The organism is Kineococcus endophyticus (genome assembly GCF_040796495.1).
Lineage (GTDB): Bacteria > Actinomycetota > Actinomycetes > Actinomycetales > Kineococcaceae > Kineococcus > Kineococcus endophyticus.
Window position 1 is genome coordinate 198,941 of sequence record NZ_JBFNQN010000007.1, and the last position, 17,295, is coordinate 216,235.

The 17,295-nt window shown below is 75.0% G+C and carries 16 protein-coding genes; 7 read left to right on the forward strand and 9 right to left on the reverse strand.

Annotation, left to right across the window (positions count from 1 at the left end; genetic code table 11):
* The first annotated feature begins 97 nt into the window (after positions 1-97).
* Positions 98-1,072 carry an AEC family transporter gene (locus tag AB1207_RS11820; RefSeq protein ID WP_367638515.1) on the forward strand — a complete coding sequence of 325 codons (975 nt, stop codon included), beginning with the start codon at positions 98-100 and terminating at the stop codon, positions 1,070-1,072.
* A 33-nt stretch (positions 1,073-1,105) separates the two neighbouring features.
* Here AB1207_RS11820 and galE read toward each other — a convergent pair whose 3' ends face one another.
* Positions 1,106-2,068 carry a UDP-glucose 4-epimerase GalE gene (gene galE / locus AB1207_RS11825; RefSeq protein ID WP_367638516.1) on the reverse strand — a complete coding sequence of 321 codons (963 nt, stop codon included), beginning with the start codon at positions 2,066-2,068 and terminating at the stop codon, positions 1,106-1,108.
* 53 nt (positions 2,069-2,121) lie between these two features.
* On the opposite strand from galE, the gene manA reads away from it, so the two are divergent.
* On the forward strand, positions 2,122-3,312 hold the full coding sequence (gene manA, locus AB1207_RS11830) for a mannose-6-phosphate isomerase, class I (protein WP_367638518.1): 1,191 nt from the start codon (positions 2,122-2,124) through the stop codon (positions 3,310-3,312).
* On the opposite strand, the gene AB1207_RS11835 is transcribed toward manA, so the two are convergent.
* The 6 genes from AB1207_RS11835 to AB1207_RS11860 form a co-directional block, all read right to left on the reverse strand.
* Complete coding sequence (locus AB1207_RS11835; RefSeq protein WP_367638520.1) at positions 3,224-4,609, reverse strand: APC family permease; 1,386 nt, start codon at positions 4,607-4,609, stop codon at positions 3,224-3,226. The genes manA and AB1207_RS11835 overlap by 89 nt on opposite strands.
* A 9-nt stretch (positions 4,610-4,618) precedes the next feature.
* Entirely contained in the window at positions 4,619-6,172 is a 1,554-nt protein-coding gene (locus tag AB1207_RS11840; protein ID WP_367638521.1) for a flotillin family protein, read from the reverse strand.
* A 77-nt stretch (positions 6,173-6,249) separates the two neighbouring features.
* A complete protein-coding gene (locus AB1207_RS11845) occupies positions 6,250-6,753 on the reverse strand; it encodes an NfeD C-terminal domain-containing protein (protein ID WP_367638523.1) in 504 nt (167 codons plus the stop codon).
* Between the two features lie 51 nt (positions 6,754-6,804).
* A complete protein-coding gene (locus AB1207_RS11850; protein WP_367638525.1) occupies positions 6,805-7,839 on the reverse strand; it encodes an AbrB family transcriptional regulator in 1,035 nt (344 codons plus the stop codon).
* Between the two features lies 1 nt (position 7,840).
* Positions 7,841-8,560 carry a TIGR03089 family protein gene (locus tag AB1207_RS11855; RefSeq protein WP_367638526.1) on the reverse strand — a complete coding sequence of 240 codons (720 nt, stop codon included), beginning with the start codon at positions 8,558-8,560 and terminating at the stop codon, positions 7,841-7,843.
* A gap of 60 nt (positions 8,561-8,620) precedes the next feature.
* A complete protein-coding gene (locus AB1207_RS11860) occupies positions 8,621-9,103 on the reverse strand; it encodes an SRPBCC family protein (protein WP_367638528.1) in 483 nt (160 codons plus the stop codon).
* Between the two features lie 30 nt (positions 9,104-9,133).
* Between AB1207_RS11860 and AB1207_RS11865 the strand changes: the two genes are divergently transcribed.
* Together AB1207_RS11865 and AB1207_RS11870 are read left to right on the forward strand one after the other, a co-directional pair.
* Positions 9,134-11,203, forward strand: coding sequence for a hypothetical protein (locus AB1207_RS11865; protein ID WP_367638529.1), 2,070 nt, complete (start codon positions 9,134-9,136; stop codon positions 11,201-11,203).
* Positions 11,204-11,356: 153 nt separating this feature from the next.
* Positions 11,357-11,578 (forward strand): hypothetical protein, encoded by a 222-nt coding sequence (locus tag AB1207_RS11870; RefSeq protein WP_367638530.1) that lies wholly within the window; start codon positions 11,357-11,359, stop codon positions 11,576-11,578.
* Positions 11,579-11,692: 114 nt separating this feature from the next.
* On the opposite strand, the gene AB1207_RS11875 is transcribed toward AB1207_RS11870, so the two are convergent.
* The gene (locus AB1207_RS11875; protein WP_367638531.1) at positions 11,693-12,151 is read right to left on the reverse strand and encodes a GNAT family N-acetyltransferase; all 459 of its coding nucleotides are present in this window, start codon (positions 12,149-12,151) and stop codon (positions 11,693-11,695) included.
* 286 nt (positions 12,152-12,437) lie between these two features.
* The gene (locus AB1207_RS11880; RefSeq protein WP_367638532.1) at positions 12,438-13,214 is read right to left on the reverse strand and encodes a class I SAM-dependent methyltransferase; all 777 of its coding nucleotides are present in this window, start codon (positions 13,212-13,214) and stop codon (positions 12,438-12,440) included.
* Between the two features lie 68 nt (positions 13,215-13,282).
* Between AB1207_RS11880 and AB1207_RS11885 the strand changes: the two genes are divergently transcribed.
* The 3 genes from AB1207_RS11885 to AB1207_RS11895 are packed head-to-tail and all read left to right on the forward strand — an operon-like array spanning position 13,283 to position 17,172.
* Positions 13,283-14,209, forward strand: a complete 927-nt coding sequence (locus AB1207_RS11885; RefSeq protein ID WP_367638533.1) for a glycosyltransferase family 2 protein — start codon at positions 13,283-13,285, stop codon at positions 14,207-14,209.
* Complete coding sequence (locus AB1207_RS11890; protein WP_367638534.1) at positions 14,206-16,200, forward strand: glycosyltransferase; 1,995 nt, start codon at positions 14,206-14,208, stop codon at positions 16,198-16,200. The genes AB1207_RS11885 and AB1207_RS11890 overlap by 4 nt, the downstream gene beginning before the upstream one ends.
* A 3-nt stretch (positions 16,201-16,203) precedes the next feature.
* Positions 16,204-17,172 carry a lysylphosphatidylglycerol synthase domain-containing protein gene (locus tag AB1207_RS11895; protein ID WP_367638535.1) on the forward strand — a complete coding sequence of 323 codons (969 nt, stop codon included), beginning with the start codon at positions 16,204-16,206 and terminating at the stop codon, positions 17,170-17,172.
* Positions 17,173-17,295 lie beyond the last annotated feature (123 nt).

Here is a 17,295-nt window from a genome sequence, read left to right on the forward strand (position 1 = left end):
CAACGCGGTCTGGGGGTCCCCTGCGAACAGGCCCCCGGCGGCGCCGATCGTGAGCCGACCGTGACCCGGCCCGCTGTCCGGAACGTCCCGGGACCCGGTGCCGGTAGCCTCCTCCGGTGCTCCGAACCCCCTGTCCGCCGTCCCCGGGCAGGCCGTGAGCGGCGTCCTCACCGGCTTCGCCGTCGTCGCGACGCTCGTCGCCGTCGGGTACGTCCTGGGTCGGACCGGGGCGCTCGGACCCTCCGGGCAGGTCGTCGTCTCCCGGCTCGTCTTCTTCGTCGGCACCCCTGCGCTGCTCGTGCAGACGCTCGCGGGCGCCGACGTGCACGTCCTGCTGTCCGCCCAGCTGCTCGTGACGGCGGCCGGGGTCGCGGTCGTGCTCGGCCTGTGGCTGCTGCTGGCCCGGTGGCGGCTGCACCTGGGCCGCGACGAGCTCGTCGTCGGGGGGCTGGCCAGCTCCTTCGTCAACGCGGCGAACATCGGCCTGCCGGTGGCGGCGTACGTCCTGCGGGACCTGACGGCCGTGCTCCCGGCGATGCTGCTGCAGATGGCGGTGCTCACCCCGATCGCCCTCGGCGTCCTGGACGTCGGCCGGCACGCGGGGGCCCCGAGCGTCCGGCGCCTGCTCGCACCCCTGGCCAACCCCGTCCTGCTCGCCAGCGCCGTCGGCATCGCGCTGTCGGTGACGGGGTGGCGGCTGCCGACGGCGCTGTCCCAGCCGCTGGGGCTGCTGGCCGGGCTCGCGGTGCCCGGCGCCCTGCTGGCGTTCGGGATCTCCCTGCACGGACGCGACGCGCACGGCTGGCGCGCCCCGGAGGTCCTGCTCGCCAGCGCCCTGAAGGCCGTCGTGCAGCCCGCCGTCACGTACGTGGTGGCGCGGTTCGTGCTCCGGCTGGACGACCAGGCCGTCTTCGCCGCGACCGTGGTGGCGTCGCTGCCGACGGCGCAGAACGTCCTGACCTACGCCGTCCGCTACGACGTCGGGCGCGACCTGGCCCGCGACACCGTGCTGGTGACGACGGTCCTGGTCGCACCCGTGCTGCTGCTCGTCAGCGTGCTGCTGCCGCACTGACCCCGCGGCGCGGGGACTGGGGGGGGGGGGGGCTCAGCGGCGCCACGCCTCCCAGGCGCTCGTCACGATGTCGCGCAGGCTCTTCGTCGCGCTCCAGCCGAGCGTTCCGGTGATGCGGCTGACGTCGGCGACGAGCTGCGGCGGGTCGCCCGCCCGGCGCGCGTTGACGACGGGGTCGACGTCCACCCCGGTGACGGCGCGGACCTCGGCCAGCACCTCGAGCACCGAGGCGCCCGTGCCGGTGCCGACGTTGAAGGTGTCGTACGGCCGGTCGTCGGTGGCGAGGTGGTCCAGGGCCGCCAGGTGCGCCTGCGCCAGGTCCAGGACGTGGACGTAGTCGCGGATGCAGGTGCCGTCGGGCGTGGGGTAGTCGTCGCCGAAGACGGCGGGCGCCTGCCCGGCGTCCAGGGCGGAGAAGACGATGGGGATGAGGTTCATGACGGCCGAGTCGCCCAGGTCGTCCCAGCCGGCGCCCGCGACGTTGAAGTAGCGCAGGTTCGCCGCGCGCAGGCCCCAGGCCACCCCGGCGGCCCGGGTCATCCACTCGCCGACGAGCTTGGTCTGGCCGTAGGGGTTGATGGGCTCGGCCGGCCCGTCCTCGCGCACGACCGGCGTGGAGGGGGCGCCGTAGGTGGCGGCGGAGGAGGAGAAGACGAGCTTGCCGACGCCCGCGGTCTCCATGGCCTGCAGCAGGTTCGCCATGCCGCCGACGTTCTGCGACCAGTACCGCGCGGGCTGGGCGACGGACTCGCCGACCTGCTTGCGCGCGGCGAAGTGGATGACGGCGTCGACGTCGTGCTCGGCGAACGCGCGCGCCAGGGCGGGGGTCGCGGCGTCGGTGCCGAGGTCGACCTCCACGACGGGTGCGTCCCCGACGCGCTCGGTGCGGCCGTTGGACAGGTCGTCGACCACCACGACGTCGGTGCCGCGCTGCTGCAGCAGCCGCACCACGTGGGACCCGATGTAGCCGGCACCGCCCGTCACGAGAACGCTCATGCCAGCGACCGTACTGGACCCCGCGCCACCGCCGGTGTGGCAGCCTGCCCGGTGTGCTGAGACTGACCAACACCGTCCAGCCCTACGCCTGGGGCTCCACGACGGCCATCCCGCGGCTGCTGGGCCGCGAGCCCGACGGCCGCCCGCAGGCCGAGATGTGGATCGGCGCCCACCCGGGGGCGCCGTCGCTGGCCGACGGTGAGCGGCTCGACGAGCGCATCGCGCAGGCTCCGGCGGAGTTCCTCGGCGCGGACGGTGGGGACCGCCTCGGGTTCCTGCTCAAGGTCCTCGCCGCGGGCGCGCCGTTGTCGCTGCAGGCGCACCCCGACAGCGCGACGGCGGCCCGCCGCTACGCGCAGGAGGAGGCGGCCGGCGTGCCGGCGGACGCGCCGCACCGCCTCTACAAGGACACCTCGCACAAGCCCGAGCTGCTCTACGCGCTCGAGCCCTTCGCCGCCATGGCCGGGTTCCGCTCGCCCGCCGACGCGCACGCGCTGCTGGCCGGGCTCGAGCTGCCCGCGTTGCCGCCGGACGCGCGGGAGGTGTTCGACGGTCTGCTCGGGGTGCTCGTGGGGCCGGACGCCTCGGCCGCGCTCAAGGAGGCGACGCGGCTGCTGCTGACGGCGCCCGCCGAGGCCGTCGCCCCGCTCGTCGAGGCCGTCGCCACCGCGTGCGCCGGGCTCGACGACCCGTCCGCCGAGTGCGTCGTGGAGCTCGCCGGCCACTACCCGGGCGACGCCGGGGTGCTGGTCTCGGTGCTGCTGAACCAGGTCCGGCTGGCGGCGGGGGAGGTGCTGTACCTGCCCGCGGGCAACGTGCACGCCTACCTGTCCGGCACGGGCGTGGAGCTCATGGCCAGCTCCGACAACGTCCTGCGCGGGGGGCTGACGCCCAAGCACGTCGACGTCCCCGAACTGCTGGACGTGCTGGACTTCCGCGAGCTGCCGCCGCCGCTGCTGCCGCCCCTGCCGTCCTCCGACCCTGACGAGCAGGTGTTCTCGCCGCTGCCCGACTTCGCCCTCACGGTCGTGCGGCTCGGGACCGAGCGCCGCTGGGAGCGCCCGGTCCCGCGGGCCGTGCTCGTGCTGGAGGGGATGGTCACGCTGTCCTCGGCGGCCGGCTCCCTGGAGCTGGGTCAGGGGGAGACGGCGTTCGTCACGGCCGCCGAGCACCCTCTGACGCTGAGCGGGTCAGGTCGACTCGCTGCTGCGTCCCCCGGGGACCCCGCGACGCCCCACCGCTGATCCTGCGCGTGAGCGCGTGGAGCACGACCCCGATCGCGAGCAGGACGGCCGCGCGCAACCACACGCCGGCCTCCTGCTGGGTCAGCAGCGCCACGGAGGCGAGCACGCCGAGCACGGGCAGGACCGTCGGGGCGCGGAAGTGCCGGTGCTCCACCCGGTCCTTGCGCAGCACCAGCACGGCGACGTTGGTGCTGATGAAGACGATGAGCAGCAGCAGCACGACGGTGGCGGCGAGGGTGGCGAGGTCGCCGCTGAGCACGAGCGCCATCGAGACGAGCGTCGTGACGACGATCGCCACCCACGGGGTGCGCCGGCCGGGCAGCACGCGCGCCAGCACGGGCGGCAGCAGTCCCTCCGCCGCCATGCCGTAGGTGAGGCGGCTGCACATGATCGCCGTCAGCAGCGCGCCGTTGGCGACGGCGATGAGGGCGACGAGGGAGTACAGCCAGCTCGGCAGCCCCACGTCGGCCACGCGCACGACCTCCAGCAGCGGCCCGTCGGAACCGGCGATCTGCGCCGGGGCGACGGCGGTGGACACGGCGAGGCCGACGAGGACGTAGACGACCCCGGCCACGGCGAGCCCGCCGAACAGCGCCCGCGGGTACGTGCGGCTCGGCTCCACGGCCTCCTCGGCCACGTTGGCCGACGTCTCGAACCCGACGAAGGAGTAGAAGGCCAGGACGGCCGCGGCGAGGATGCCCGCGACGGGGGAGTGGTCGGGGGAGAACTCCAGGACGCGGCCGGGGGAGCCGTCGCCGCGGCCCAGGACGACGGCGGCGAGGGCGACGACGAGCAGCAGCCCGCCGACCTCGACGACGGTCATGACGACGTTGGCCCGCAGGGAGTCCTTGATGCCCCGGGCGTTGAGCAGGGCGACGAGGACGAGGAACACCAGCGCGGCGGGCAGGGCCGGCACGTCCAGCAGGGCGCCGAGGTAGTCGCCGGAGAACGCCAGCGCCAGGCCCGCGACGCTCGTCACGCCGGCCGCCAGCATGGAGAACCCGACGAGGAACGAGACGAGCGGGCGGCGGAACGCGCGCTGCGCGAACACCGCGGCGCCGCCGGCCTTCGGGTACTTCGTGACGAGTTCGGCGTAGGAGGACGCCGTCAGCATCGCCATGACGAGGGCGACGGCCAGCGGCACCCAGATCGCCCCGCCCACTTCCCCGGCGAGTTCCCCGACGAGGGCGTAGATGCCCGCGCCGAGGACGTCGCCGAGGATGAACAGGAACAGCAGCTTGCCGGTGATCGCCCTCTTCAGGGGCGTGTCGGCCGGCGCCGACGTCGCAGTGCTCACCCAGGCGAACTACCCCGCGTCGGGCGTCACAACCGTCCCGGGCTGCACGGTGCCCTGCGCGGGCTGCGGGGTGGCCTTCGGCTGCCCCGGCTGGCCGGTGAGGTTGCGCAGGAGTTCGGTGACGTCGACACCGGTCGTCCGCTTGACCACCTCGAGCGTCTCGCTGAGGTTCGACCCGACCTGCCGGGACAGCTGGGAGGCGCCGTCGGTGGAGATGACGGTGAGGTCGGAGATCGCGGACATCGGCGCGGCGAGTTCGTGGGCGACGCGGGGCAGGACGTCGACGACCATCTGCGCGACGGCGGCCTCCCCGTACTGCTCGAACGCCTCGGCGCGCAGCCGCATGGTCTCCGCCTCGGCCTCACCGCGGGCGCGGATGGCCGCACCCTCCGCCTCACCCTCCAGGCGGGTCGCGTTCGCGAGCGCCGTGCGCCGGTCGAGTTCGGCCTGACCGGCCAGGCGCACGCGCTGGGCGTCGGCCTCGGCGGCGAGCTTGATGCGGTTCGACTCCGCCGTCGCCGACAGTTCCACGCGCCGGGCGTCGGCCTCGGCGTTGGCGATGTCGGACGCCTTCTTCGCCTCGGCCTCGTAGATCTCGGAGTTCCGCCGGGCCTGGGCCTGCTGCTCGGCGTCGTAGCGGCGCGCGTCGGCGGGCTTGCGGACCTCGGTGTCGAGCTGGCGTTCGGTCAGGGCCGCCTGGCGTTCGGCGACGCGTTCCTGCTCGAGCAGGACCTCCTGGTCGCGGGCGGCCTTGGCCAGCACCCCGGCCGCGGCGGCGCGGGCCTGGGCGGTGTCCGTCTCGGCCTTGAACTCCGCCTGCCGCAGCGACAGGTCGCGCTGGGCGGCGGAGACCTTCTCCTGCGCACGGGCCTCGGCCTGCTGGGACTCCTGCAGCGAGTTCGCCTCGGCGATGGCCGCGTTCTGCGCCGCGATGGCGGCCTCGGGCCGGCCGAGGTCGCGCAGGTAGTTCACGTCGTCGGAGACGTCCTGGATCTGGAACGTGTCGAGGACGAGGCCCTGGTTCGTCAGGGACGTCTCGGCCTCCTCCGCCACGCGGGAGGCGAACGCGGCGCGGTCGCGGATGATCTCGTCGACGGTCAGCGTGCCCACGATGGAGCGCAGCGACCCGGCGAGGACCTCCTGGGTGAACGACTCGATCTCGTCCTGCTGGTGCAGGAAGCGCTGCGCCGCAGCGCGGACGGAGTCCTCGGTGCCGCCGACCTTGATGATGGCGACGCCGTCGAGGTTCAGCCGGATGCCCTTGGCCGAGACGGCCCCGCGGATCTGCACGGAGATGCGGCGCGAGGCCAGTGACAGCGAGTACGCCTGCTGCACGAACGGCAGGACGAAGATGCCGCCGCCCATGACGACCTTCTGGCCGGACAGGTCGGTCGAGACCTTGCCGGTCTCGGGGTTGGTGACGGGTCTGCCCTTCTGGCCCGTCACGACGAACGCCTCGCTGGGCCCGGCGATGCGGTACCGGCGGACGATCGCGACGGCCAGCAGCAGCACGACGACGACGGCCGCCGCGATGAGGATGACGGCAGGGGTCAGGAACTCCACGAGCGGTCCTCTCCTAGGTGGTGCAGGGACTTTCGGGTTCTGCGGGACGTCCGGCGGGGGACGTCCGGCGGGGGGCGTCAGGCGAGGGGCGTGACGCGGACCGCGGTGGCGGACACCTCGGCGACGACCTCGACCGCGGCGCCGCGGGTGAGGGGGGCGTCGCTGACGGCGCTGCGCTTCACGGTGGTGCCGTGCAGCCGCAGGTTCACCTCGCCGTAGGACCCGGGGTTCGCGGCGGGGGTGGTGACGACCCCCCGGGCACCGAGGATCGAGGCGTGGACCTCGGGTTCCTCGCGCCGCAGGGTGCGCACGAGACCGCCGACCCCGGCCATCGTCGCCAGCCCGACGGCCGCGCCGAAACCGGTGGCCTGCAGCGTGGTCCACCCGAAGGAGGTCTGGGCGAGGGTCGCCGCGAGGCCGAACAGGGCCAGGCCGCCGGACAGCGACGTCAGGGACAGGAACCCGCCCGCGATGTCGACCTCGAACGCCTCGAACACGCCGTCGAAGACGAAGGACACGAGGCAGACGACGAAACCCACGACCGCGAGCACGACGAACACCGTCACTCCGACGCCGTTCACGGTCATGGTCGACCACCCCTGCCCCGGACCCTAACAGGGTCTGGTGCCGGATCAGCGGTTGCGGGACAGGGCCTTGGCCAGCACCGGCGCGGCGAGCAGCATGACGAGCAACCGCAGCACCTGCACCGAGAGCACGAAGGTCGCGTCCGCTCCCGAACCCACGGCCGCGGCCAGCACCGCGTACAACCCGCCCGGCGTCGTGGCCAGGTACGTGTCGAGCGCGGGCAGTCCCGTCGCCCGCGAGAGCGCGACGCCGAGCGCAGCGCTGCCCGCGACCCCGACGACGATGAGGACGAACGCGGCGGGCAGCACGCGAGCGACGGCGGCGAGGCTGGACCGCGTGAAGCGCAACCCGATCTGCAGACCGATGAGGGCGTAGGCCACCTGCTGCAGGAGCTCGGGCACCTGCGCACCGCCGGTCACGCCGCTGAGGGAGAACGCGGCGGTCAGCAGCAGGGGCCCGAGGAGGGTCGCCGCCGGGAGGTGGGCGCGCCGCCCGAGCCAGGGCCCCGCGAGACCGCAGACGACCACCAGCGCCACCCCGGTCCAGGGGTTCCCCGCGGCGCCGCCCCCGGCGGGCCCGACCGCGCGGACGTCGAACACGACGTTCAGCACGACGGGCAGCGACAGCACGACGAGCAGCACCCGGACGTACTGCACGACGGCCACGACGCGTTCGTCGGCGCCGAGCTGGCGGGCGATGACGACGAGGCCGCTGGCCCCGCCGGCGACGAGCGCGAACGCCCCGGTGACGGCGTCGACGTCGCGGTGCCGTCCCAGGAGCCAGCCCGTGCCGAGGCTCAGCGCGAGCGTGCCGACAGTCACGGCGAGGACCGGCAACCAGTGCTCCCCGAGGGCGGCGAGGGTCGAGACCTGCACGAGGGTGCCGATGGTGACGCCCACGACGGCCTGACCGGCCAGCCCTGCGCGGGGCGGCAGCCGCACCGCCCGCCGGGCGAGCAGCGCGTCGACGAGGCCGACGGCCAGCCCGGCGAACAGGGCGGGGGAGGGCAGACCGAGACGGCCGAGCAGCAGGGTCGCGACGACGGTGGCGGCGACCAGTGCGAGGACGTGGGCGGCCCGCACCCTAGGACGCGAGACGGGTGCGCAGGAGCGCCGTCGTGCGCTCGGAGCCCACGACGCGCTCGGCCAGCGCGTCGAGGTCCGGCGTCAGGACGACGGATCCCGTCCGCGCCCACGCCGCGAGCGGCCCGCGGACGACGTCGCCCGGGCCCGCGTCCGTCAGCAGCCGGACCCCGGCGGGCCAGTCCGCCCCGAGGGTCTGCGCCTCGGGCAGGAGGCGCCCGTGCGTCAGCGGCGGCGTCTCCAGGGCGGGGTCGTCCGGAGCCGCCTCCGCCAGCGCGACGTGCGTGTCGCCGTACCCGGTGACCACGCGCGCGTAGTCCAGGACGCCCGGCGGCAGGTCGGTGCCGAAGCTCGTCGCGAGCGGGGCCAGGGAGACGGCGATCCGGTCCTGGACCGTGCTGCGCCGCAACGTCTCCGGCGAGGACGAGACGAGCACGTCCGCGGGACCGTCCGCGCCGTGGCGCACCGCGGCCCCGGCCGACCACGCCGCGAGCTGGAACACCGGCGTCCGCCAGTGGGTGGGCAGGTCGAGCGCCACGACGGAGCCCGGACCCACCTCGAACTCCTCCTCCAGCAGGTTCGCGGTCTTGGCGACCCACGTCGCCAGCACCCGCGCCGACAGCTCGATGCGTTCCCCGGAGGTGGCGTGGTCCGCGGCGTACCAGGTCAGCCGCGGCGCGGTCGGGTCGTCGTCCAGCAGGCGGCGCAGCAGGGGGAGCACGCCGTCACGGTACGCCGGGCCAGCGACCCCTCCTCGCGCCCTCCGGGGGAGGGATCGTCGTCACGTCGTGCTCGTAGGTCGAGCCCGTCGCGTCGACGATCCCCCCTCGGCGACCGCCCGCAGGTGCTCGGCGCGCTCCCGCAGCAGCCGGCGCAGGTACGGCTCGGCCACGAGCCGGACGGCGAGCGCGCCGAGCGCACCACCGGGCAGCGCGACCTCCATCCGGTCGCTCATCCGCGTCCCGCGCGGGCCGGGTGCGAACACGTGCTCGTGGCGCATCCGCCGGAACGGGCCGCGGACCTGCTCGTCGACGATCCGGTGCGGGCGAGCGACCGTGGTGACGCGGCTCGTCATCGTCCACCGCACCCCGAGGTGCCGGGCGCGGAACGTCACCTCGTCACCCTCGGCCAGCGTCCGCCGTCCCGTGCTCGTCGTGGCGCTCTCCCCGCTGCCGCGCAACGACTCCGCGTGCACGTCCACGTCGAGGACCAGGTCGTGCAGCACGTGCGCGGGGGCCGCCACGTCCGTCACGACGACGATCACGTCCCCAGTCTGCCGGTAGGTTCTCGCGGCGTGAGCAGCACCGGGACGACCGCCGCAGGAACCCTTCTGACGCGGGTCCCCGTCGTCCTGGCGGCCGCCGTCGCCGCGCTCACCGCCGTGGCCGCACCCCTCGTGCTCCTCGACCTGTGGACGCCGGCCGTCGCCGTGCCCGTCGGGCTCGTCGTCGCCGTCCTCGCCGGTCGCCTGGCGTGGGGCGTCCCCGGCGTCGCCGCGGGGTGGTGGTCGGCGGGCGGCAGCGCCGCGATCGCCGTCGCCGCCGGTGTCTGGGCCGCCCTCACCCACGCCGAGCACATCGTCCTGCGCCGCGACGCCGGGTCGATGGCCCTCTACGCCCACCACCTCGCGACCCACCACGGGTTGCCCGTCGACGCGTCCGTGGCCGCCCTCGGCGGTGCGGCGGCGCTCGCGGACCCCAACGTCAGCCTCGCCTCGCCCGCGTTCTACCAGGTCGGGGACCACGTGGTCCCGCAGTTCCTCCTCGGCGCTCCGGCGCTGTACTCGCTGGGGGACTGGGCCGGCGGCTGGACCGGGATGTTCGTCGTCCCCGGGATCCTCGGCGCGTTCGGGGTCCTGGCCGTGGCCGGGTTCACGGCCCGCGTCGTCGGCCCCCGCTGGGCCCCGCTGGCCGCGGCCACGCTCGCGATCGCCCAGCCCGTCCTGCACGCGAACCGCTCCACCTACTCCGAACCGCCCGCGCTGCTCGTCCTGTTCGGGGCCGCGACCCTCCTCGTCGCGCTGCTGCCCGCGACCGGCCGGACGGCTGCGCGGCTCGGCGGCGGGGCCGGGTTGCTCGTCGGCGCGTGCGGGTTCGTGCGCATCGACTTCCTGCGCGAGGTCGCCGTCCTCGTCCCCGTCCTGGCCGTCCTGGTCGTCGTCCGGCACCCCGGCGCCCGCGCGCTGCTGGCCGGAACGGGCATCGCCTCGGCGCTCGCCGTCGCCTCGGCCCTGCTCACCTCGCGCCCCTACCTGGGGACCATCTCGGGGTCGCTGCTGCCGCTCGTCGCGGGGCTGGTGTTCCTGACGGTCGCGAGCGCCGTCGTCGTCCAGCTGGCGCGCCGCGGGGTCCTGGCCCGTCGGGCGTGGCTGACCAGCGAGCGCCTGCCGACCGTCCTGGCGGTGGCGCTCGCGGTGGTGCTGGCCGTGCTCGCGAGCCGGCCGCTGTGGCTCGTCGTGCGCCAGGACCCGGAGGACTCCGGCAGCAAGCTCGTCGCGGGTCTGCAACTGGCGCAGGGACTCCCGGTCGACGGCGGCCGCACGTACGCCGAGCACTCGATCGACTGGATCGCCTGGTACCTGGGGTGGCCCGCGGTCGCCCTCGCGGGGGCCGCGGCGGTCGTGGCGCTGCCGCGGGTGGTGCGGGCCGTCCAGGGGCGCGGCGACCTGCCGTCCTGGACCGCGCCGTACGTCGTGGCGCTCGGGTCCACGCTCCTGACGCTGTACCGCCCGGGCATCACGCCCGACCACCCGTGGGCCGACCGCCGGTTCGTCGTCGTGGTGCTGCCGGCCGTGGTCGTGCTGTCCGTGGCGGCGTGCCGCTGGGTCGTCGTCCGGTACTCGGGGCAGCGCCTGACGTGGCTGCGGGTCGCGATCGCCGTCGTCCTGCTCGTGGGGCCCGCCGTCTGGGGCACGCTGCCCGTCGCCACCCAGCGGACCGAGGTCGGCGAACCCGCGGCCGTGGCCCGGGCCTGCGCGAGCTTCGCCCCCGGCGACGTCGCCCTCGCGGTCGACCCCCGCTCGCGCAACGAGTGGCCCCAGCTGCTGCGCGGGACGTGCGACGTCCCGGCGGCCTCGATCGTCGTCCCGACCGCGCAGGGCCGCCCGGGCACGGAGGAGTACTGGACGACGCTGCGCGCGGCGGTGGACCGCGAGGCCGCGCGCATCCGGCAGGCCGGGGGGAACCCCGTCCTCGTCGCCGCCGGCGGCGACACCGACCCCGTCGAGGTGCTGGTGCGCCTCGGCGTCGACGCCCCGCGCGTCGTGGTGAGCCGGCGGACGACGGAGGACGAGCGCGTCCTGACCCGCCGCCCCGACGGTGTGCAGCGCATCGACGTCCGGCTCGTGACGGGCACCGCCCCCTGACTCCTGGTCCTGCCCCTGGACCTGCCCGGGTGCCGGTGCGATCCTGGTCGGCTGCCCGTCGACGACCGGAGGACCCCGTGACCCGCCCGAGTGCCGGAGCTCTGCCCTCCTCACCCCGCCCACCGTGGCGGGGACGGACCACGGGAGGAAGAGATGTCCAGGACCGACCGCCACCGCCCCCAGCGGGTGCAGGTGGCCGACCCGGCTGAACCGCACCGCGTGCAGGGGTCGGCCGACCACGTGTGGCTGCTGCACCGCGCCTGCGGTCACCCCGGCTGCAGCCTGCGCCCGGAGTCCCGGCGCGCCAACCGGCGGGAGCGTCGCGCCGCCCGCCAGGCTGCCCGCGCCGTCGTGGAGGGCCTCGGCGACGCCTGACCCCCTCACCCTCCGTCACCGCGGGGCTGGGTCGGGTCGAGCTCGTTGACGCAACAGGCCGCTAGGTTCGGCCCGTAGCGTCAACGAGCTCGACCCCGCAGGCGCCGCGGTGACTCAGGGTGAGGGCGGGGATGGTGGGCGGCGGTAGGTCGCGTCGGGCTCGCGCTCCTCGTTCCCGCTCCCGTCGCCGGTCGCGATGAGCACGAACCCGTGCCGCTCGTAGAACCGCCGGGCGCCGGTGTTGCGCTGGAACACGTGCAACGACAGCGCGCCGTCGTGCCCGGCCAGCACGTGCTCGAGCAGGGCGGTGCCGACCCCGCGGCCCCACGCGCTCGGTGTGACGTAGAGGTGCTCCAGCCAGGCCCCGTCCACGGCGGCGAACCCCAGCACCGCGCCGTCGTCGTCGAGCGCGAGGTGCACGTCCTGCCGGGGGAGGACCACGTCGGCGACGAACCCGCGGGTCTCGTCGTCGGTGTGCAGGTCGGGCAGGTACGTCATGGTCGCGCGGGCGGCGAGGAAGACGTCGGCGACGGCCGGGGCGTCGGCGGGGGTCGCCGGGACGATGCGGGGCACGGCCCCATCGTCGGTGACCTCGCCGGCGGTGCCCACAGGTTTCCCGTGGGCACCCCCTTGTCGGACCGGGTGTGGGACCGGCACCGGCGTCGTCAGCACGACCGGCAGGCCGGTCCCACGCCTGCATCGACGAGGGACCGGACGTAGGACCGGGTGTGGGATCACCGATGGGTGTCCCGAGCCGGTCGCCCGGACGCCACCGCGGGACACCCACACGTCACTCCACGTCGGTGCGACCCGTGGTGACACCGATGGGTGTCCCGATCACGTCGCGCGGGGCCGGCGGTCAGGCGGGCAGCGTCGCCCGCGAGCACCGCGTGACGTACTCCAGCGCCAGCGTCCCGGTGCGGCGCAACCGCTCCTCGGCCTGCGCCCGCACGTCGGCGAGCACCTCCTCGCGCCGCGCGTCGTCCAGGGCGATGACCCAGCTGCGCGACCGCGTCAGGTCCAGCAGGGACTCCACGCTCACGGGGTCGGACCAGCGGACGTCGTAGCGCTCCACGGGACCGAAGGGCGGGCCGACGCGGGGGGCGAGGCTGCCGAGCTGCTCCTCGCCGGGGCCGGGCAGCAGCCGGTCCAGCCGGGCGATCCACTCCACGCCCGCGTCGCGGACGTTCCACAGCAGGCCGAGCCGGCCGCCGGGGCGCAGGACGCGGGCGACCTCGGGAGCCGCGGTGTCCGGGTCGACCCAGTGCCACGCCTGGGCCATGAGCACGGCGTCGACGGAGCCGTCCGCCAGCGGGATGGACTCGCCCGTGCCGTCGAGCACCTCGACGTCCGGCAGCACGCGGGAGAACGTCTCGCGCATGCCCGGCGTGGGTTCGACCGCCACGACGTCGAGGCCGCGCGCCACGAGCGAGCGGGTCAGCTTCCCCGTGCCGGCGCCCAGGTCCACCACGCGCAGGGGGCGGTCGGCCGGCGCCACCGGCAGCAGCCAGTCGAGCGCCTCGTCGGGGTAGCTCGGGCGCGCGCGGTCGTAGACGTCGGCGACGGCGCCGAAGGACCGCGCTCGCTCGGCGGCGCGGTCCCGCGCGGGTTCTGCGGAGGACCCGTGGTGGCTCACGGGGTCATCGTGCCGCCCCGCGCCGGCGTCCCGGGAACCGCCCCGTTCGTAGGTAAGCTCACCCCGCCATGCCTGTCGAAGATGAGGTCCAGCCCCTGAGCGGACCGGCGCCCGTCGCCACGATCGTGCTGCCCTGCTACAACGAGGAGGCGCACGTCCTGCTGGAGGTCCAGCGCATCACCAAGGTGATGGACGACGACGGCATGCCGTACGAGCTGCTGGCCGTCGACGACTGCTCCACCGACGACACGCTGAAGGTGCTGCGCTCGGTCGAGCACGAGTACCCGAACCTGCGCGTCGTCGCGTTCCGCCGCAACGGCGGTTCGGGCACGGTCCGCCGCATCGGCACCCAGATGGCCCGCGGCGAGATCGTCGTGTGGACCGACGCCGACATGTCCTACGAGAACGAGCGCATCCCCGAGCTCATCCGGGTCCTGCTCGAGGACGACTCCTACGACCAGGTCGTCGGCGCGCGCACGACGGAGGAGGGCTCGCACAAGGCCCTGCGGGTGCCCGCGAAGTTCGTCATCCGCAAGGTCGCCGAAGTGCTTGCGCGCCAGCGCATCCCCGACCTGAACTCCGGTCTGCGCGCCTTCCGCAAGTCCGTGTCATTGCCGTACCTGCGGCTGCTGCCCGCCGGGTTCTCGTGCGTCACGACGATCACGCTGTCGTTCCTGTGCAACCAGCACGACATCAAGTACGTGCCGACGAGCTACGCCAAGCGCGCGGGGAAGTCGAAGTTCCACTTCACCAAGGACGCCTACCGGTACATCCTCCAGGTGCTGCGGATGATCATGTACTTCGAGCCGCTGCGCGTGCTCATGCCGGTCGCGCTGTTCCTCTTCGGCCTCGGGTTCGTCAAGGGCATCACGGACATGTTCCGGCACGCCTTCTACTTCCCGGCCAACACCGTCCTGCTGCTCGTCTCCGGGCTGCTCATCGGCGCCGTCGCGCTGCTCGCCGACCTCGTCGTGCGCTCGCGGGACAGCGCGTGAGCGCCCCCGGGCGGCGACGGGTCGTCGTCCTCGGACCGGCGCACCCGAGCAAGGGCGGCATCGCGGTCCACACGACCGAACTGGCCCGGCACCTGGCGCAGGCGCCGGACGCCGACGTCAAGCTCGTCTCCTGGGCCAAGCTGTACCCCGAGCTGCTGTACCCCGGGGAGGTCGCGCTGCCCGACGCGACGCCGGAGGTGCCGGAGTTCACCCCGACGCTGCGGCCGCTGTCCTGGTCCTCGCCGGCGTCCTGGTGGCGCACCGGCCGCCGCGTCGCGCAGGCCGACCTCGTCGTCATCGCGCACGTCGTCCCGCTGCAGGTGCCCGCGCTGCTGACGGTCCTCGCCGCGATGCGCGCGGCGCACTCGACCGCCCGCACCGTCGTCGTCGCGCACAACGTGCTGCCGCACGAGCCGAACCCGGGCGACGAGCTGCTCGTGTCCCGGCTGTTCGCCGCCGTCGACGGCGTCGTCGTCCACTCCGACGCGCAGGCCGCGCTGGCCCACGCCCACGGCGCCCGCCGCGTCGTGACGGCCGACCTGCCCCCGCACCTGCCCGGCGGCCCGAGGCTCGCCGGTGAGGCCGGTTCGCGGGTGCCGCGCGACGGCGGCGTCCGACTGCTCAGCCTGGGCGTCGTCCGCGAGTACAAGGGCCTGGACCTGCTGCTCGAGGCGCTGCGCGAGGTGCACCAGCGCGGTTTCGACGCCCGGCTCACGATCGCCGGCGAGCTGTGGGGCGCGGCGGGTCGGCGCGTCCGTGAGCTCGCGACGGGCCCCGGCATGCGCGGGCACGTCGACCTGCGCGAGGGGTACGTCCCCGCGGCCCGCATCCCCGAGCTCATGGCCGCCCACGACGCCGTCGTGCTGCCCTACCGCTCCGGCACCGCCTCGCAGAACGCGCTGCTCGCCTTCGCCCACGGCCTGCCCGTCCTGGCCACCCGCGTCGGCTCGTTCCCGGCCCAGGTGCGCGACGGCGTCGACGGCGTCCTCGTCGAACCGGGCAGCGCCGCGGCCCTGGCCGACGGTCTGCTGCGCCTCGCCGACGGCGGGCTGAAGACGTTGCGGGACAACGTCGAAGCACCTGACCTCGAGGCCCCCTGGGACGCCTACCTCGGCGCCGTCGACGAGGCCGCCAAGGGCGGGACGGCCGCCGCCCCGCCCGGCGGGAAGGCCCTGGCCGTCGCCAAGCGCGGCGCCGAGCACGCGCTGTGGGCCCGCGTCGGCGTCCAGCGCCGGGTGGGGGAGCAGCTCGCCGCCCGCAAGCTCACCGCCGCCCCCGCCGCGCGGCCCGTGCCCTCGGGCGTCCCGCGCACGGGCGTCCTGCACGACGCCGCCGAGGTCGCCGACGCGGTCGCGCAGACCAAGCGGCTGCACCTGCCCGCGCACCCGGACTCCCCGAAGAACTGGGACGCCCTCGGCGCCGTGGCGGCCGTCCTCACCCTCGCCGACGACGGCTCCCGCACGGCTCGCGTCCTGGACGCCGGGTCCGCGCGGTACTCGCCGGTCCTGCCGTGGCTGCGCCTGTACGGCCTGGGCCGCACCCGTGGCGACCTCGCCGGGATCAACCTGGAGTTCGGCGCGACCGTGCACCGCGACGGGGTGGAGTTCCGCCGCGGCGACGTCACCGACACCGGCCTGCCCGACGGCTCCCTCGACGCCGTGACCTGCATGTCCGTCATCGAGCACGGCGTCCCGATCGCCGGGTTCCTCACCGAGACGGCCCGCATCCTGCGCCCCGGCGGTGTGCTCGCGCTGTCCACGGACTACGACCAGGATCCGCCGGACACGACGGGCGTCACGGCGTACGGGGCGCCGGTGAAGATCTTCTCCCCGGCCGACCTGCGCGACCTCGTCGCGCTCGCCGACCGCGTCGGGCTCGACCTCGTCGGCGAGCTGACGGACGACGTCCTGGCCCACCCCGAACGCCCCGTGCACTGGAAGCGGACCGGCCTGGACTACACGTTCGTGCTGCTCACCTTCGTGCGGCGCTGAGGGGTGCTGTCCCGACTCCTGCGGGTCCTGCGCTCACCCGTCGTCCGGGTGGGGTTCCTCCTCGTCGCGCTCGGCCTCGCCGTCGTGTACGTCGTGCGGGACCGCGCCGCGATCGCCGACGCCTGGTCGCGGCTCGACGCGTGGTCGGTCGCGCTCGCGTTCGTGCTGTCGCTGGCCAACGTCGCCCTGTCGGGGGCGTCGTGGCGCGCGGTCCTGGCCGACCTCGGGTCCCGGTTGCCCGTGGGCGCGGCCGCCAGGGTGTTCTTCGTCGGCCAGCTGGGCCGGTACATCCCCGGCACGGTCTTCCAGTTCGTCGCCCAGGCCGAGCTCGCCCGCGACCACGGGGTTCCCCGTCGCCGCACCGGCTCGGCGCTCGCCGTCGCGCTGCTGGTGTCCATGACGACGGCGTCGCTGCTGGTCACGGGCGTGCTGCCGCTCGCGCTGCGCGGCCGCGACATCGCCGGCTGGGAGTGGACCGGCTGGTTGCGGTGGGCGACCCCGCTGCTGCTCGTCCTGCTCGTGCCGCAGGTCATCAACCCGCTGCTGCGCGTGCTGCTGAGGCTGGCCCGGCAGGAACCGCTGGAGCACCGCATCACCCTGCGCGGCCTGCTCGCCTCCGCCGGCTGGGCGCTCGCCTCGTGGGTCGCGGTGGGGTTGCAGGTGTTCGTGCTGGCCCGTGCGGTCGGCGTCGACTGGTCCACCGGGTCGACCCTGGCGCTCGCCGTCGGCGGGTACGCGGTGGCGTGGATGGTCGGGTTCCTCGTGGTGCTCGCCCCGGCCGGGGCCGGGGCGCGCGAGCTCGTGCTGGGCGCGGTCGTCGCCCTCGCGACCGGGTCCGGCGGCGCCGCCGTCGTCGTCCTGGGGTCCCGCGTCCTGCTGACGGTGTCGGACCTCGTGCTCGCGTTCGCCGCGCTGGCGGGGCACCGGGCCGAGCTCGTGGCGAAGGCCAGGGCGGCCCGCTCGGGGAAGTGATCGGCGCAGGTGTCGATCTGGTCACGAAAGGGACCGGACCGTCGTCAGGATTGGTGTTCGAGGCCACTTCTCGGCAGGGTGAGGCGCCGGCACGCGTCCTGACCCCGACCCCTCGTAGGTGAT

What these genes read in the sequence shown, in the direction of transcription:
- galE (WP_367638516.1), bottom strand. Translation starts at nt 2,068, where the DNA reads ATGAGCGTTCTCGTGACGGGCGGTGCCGGCTACATCGGGTCCCACGTG.
- AB1207_RS11870 (WP_367638530.1), top strand. Translation starts at nt 11,357, where the DNA reads ATGTCCAGGACCGACCGCCACCGCCCCCAGCGGGTGCAGGTGGCCGAC.
- AB1207_RS11885 (WP_367638533.1), top strand. Translation starts at nt 13,283, where the DNA reads ATGCCTGTCGAAGATGAGGTCCAGCCCCTGAGCGGACCGGCGCCCGTC.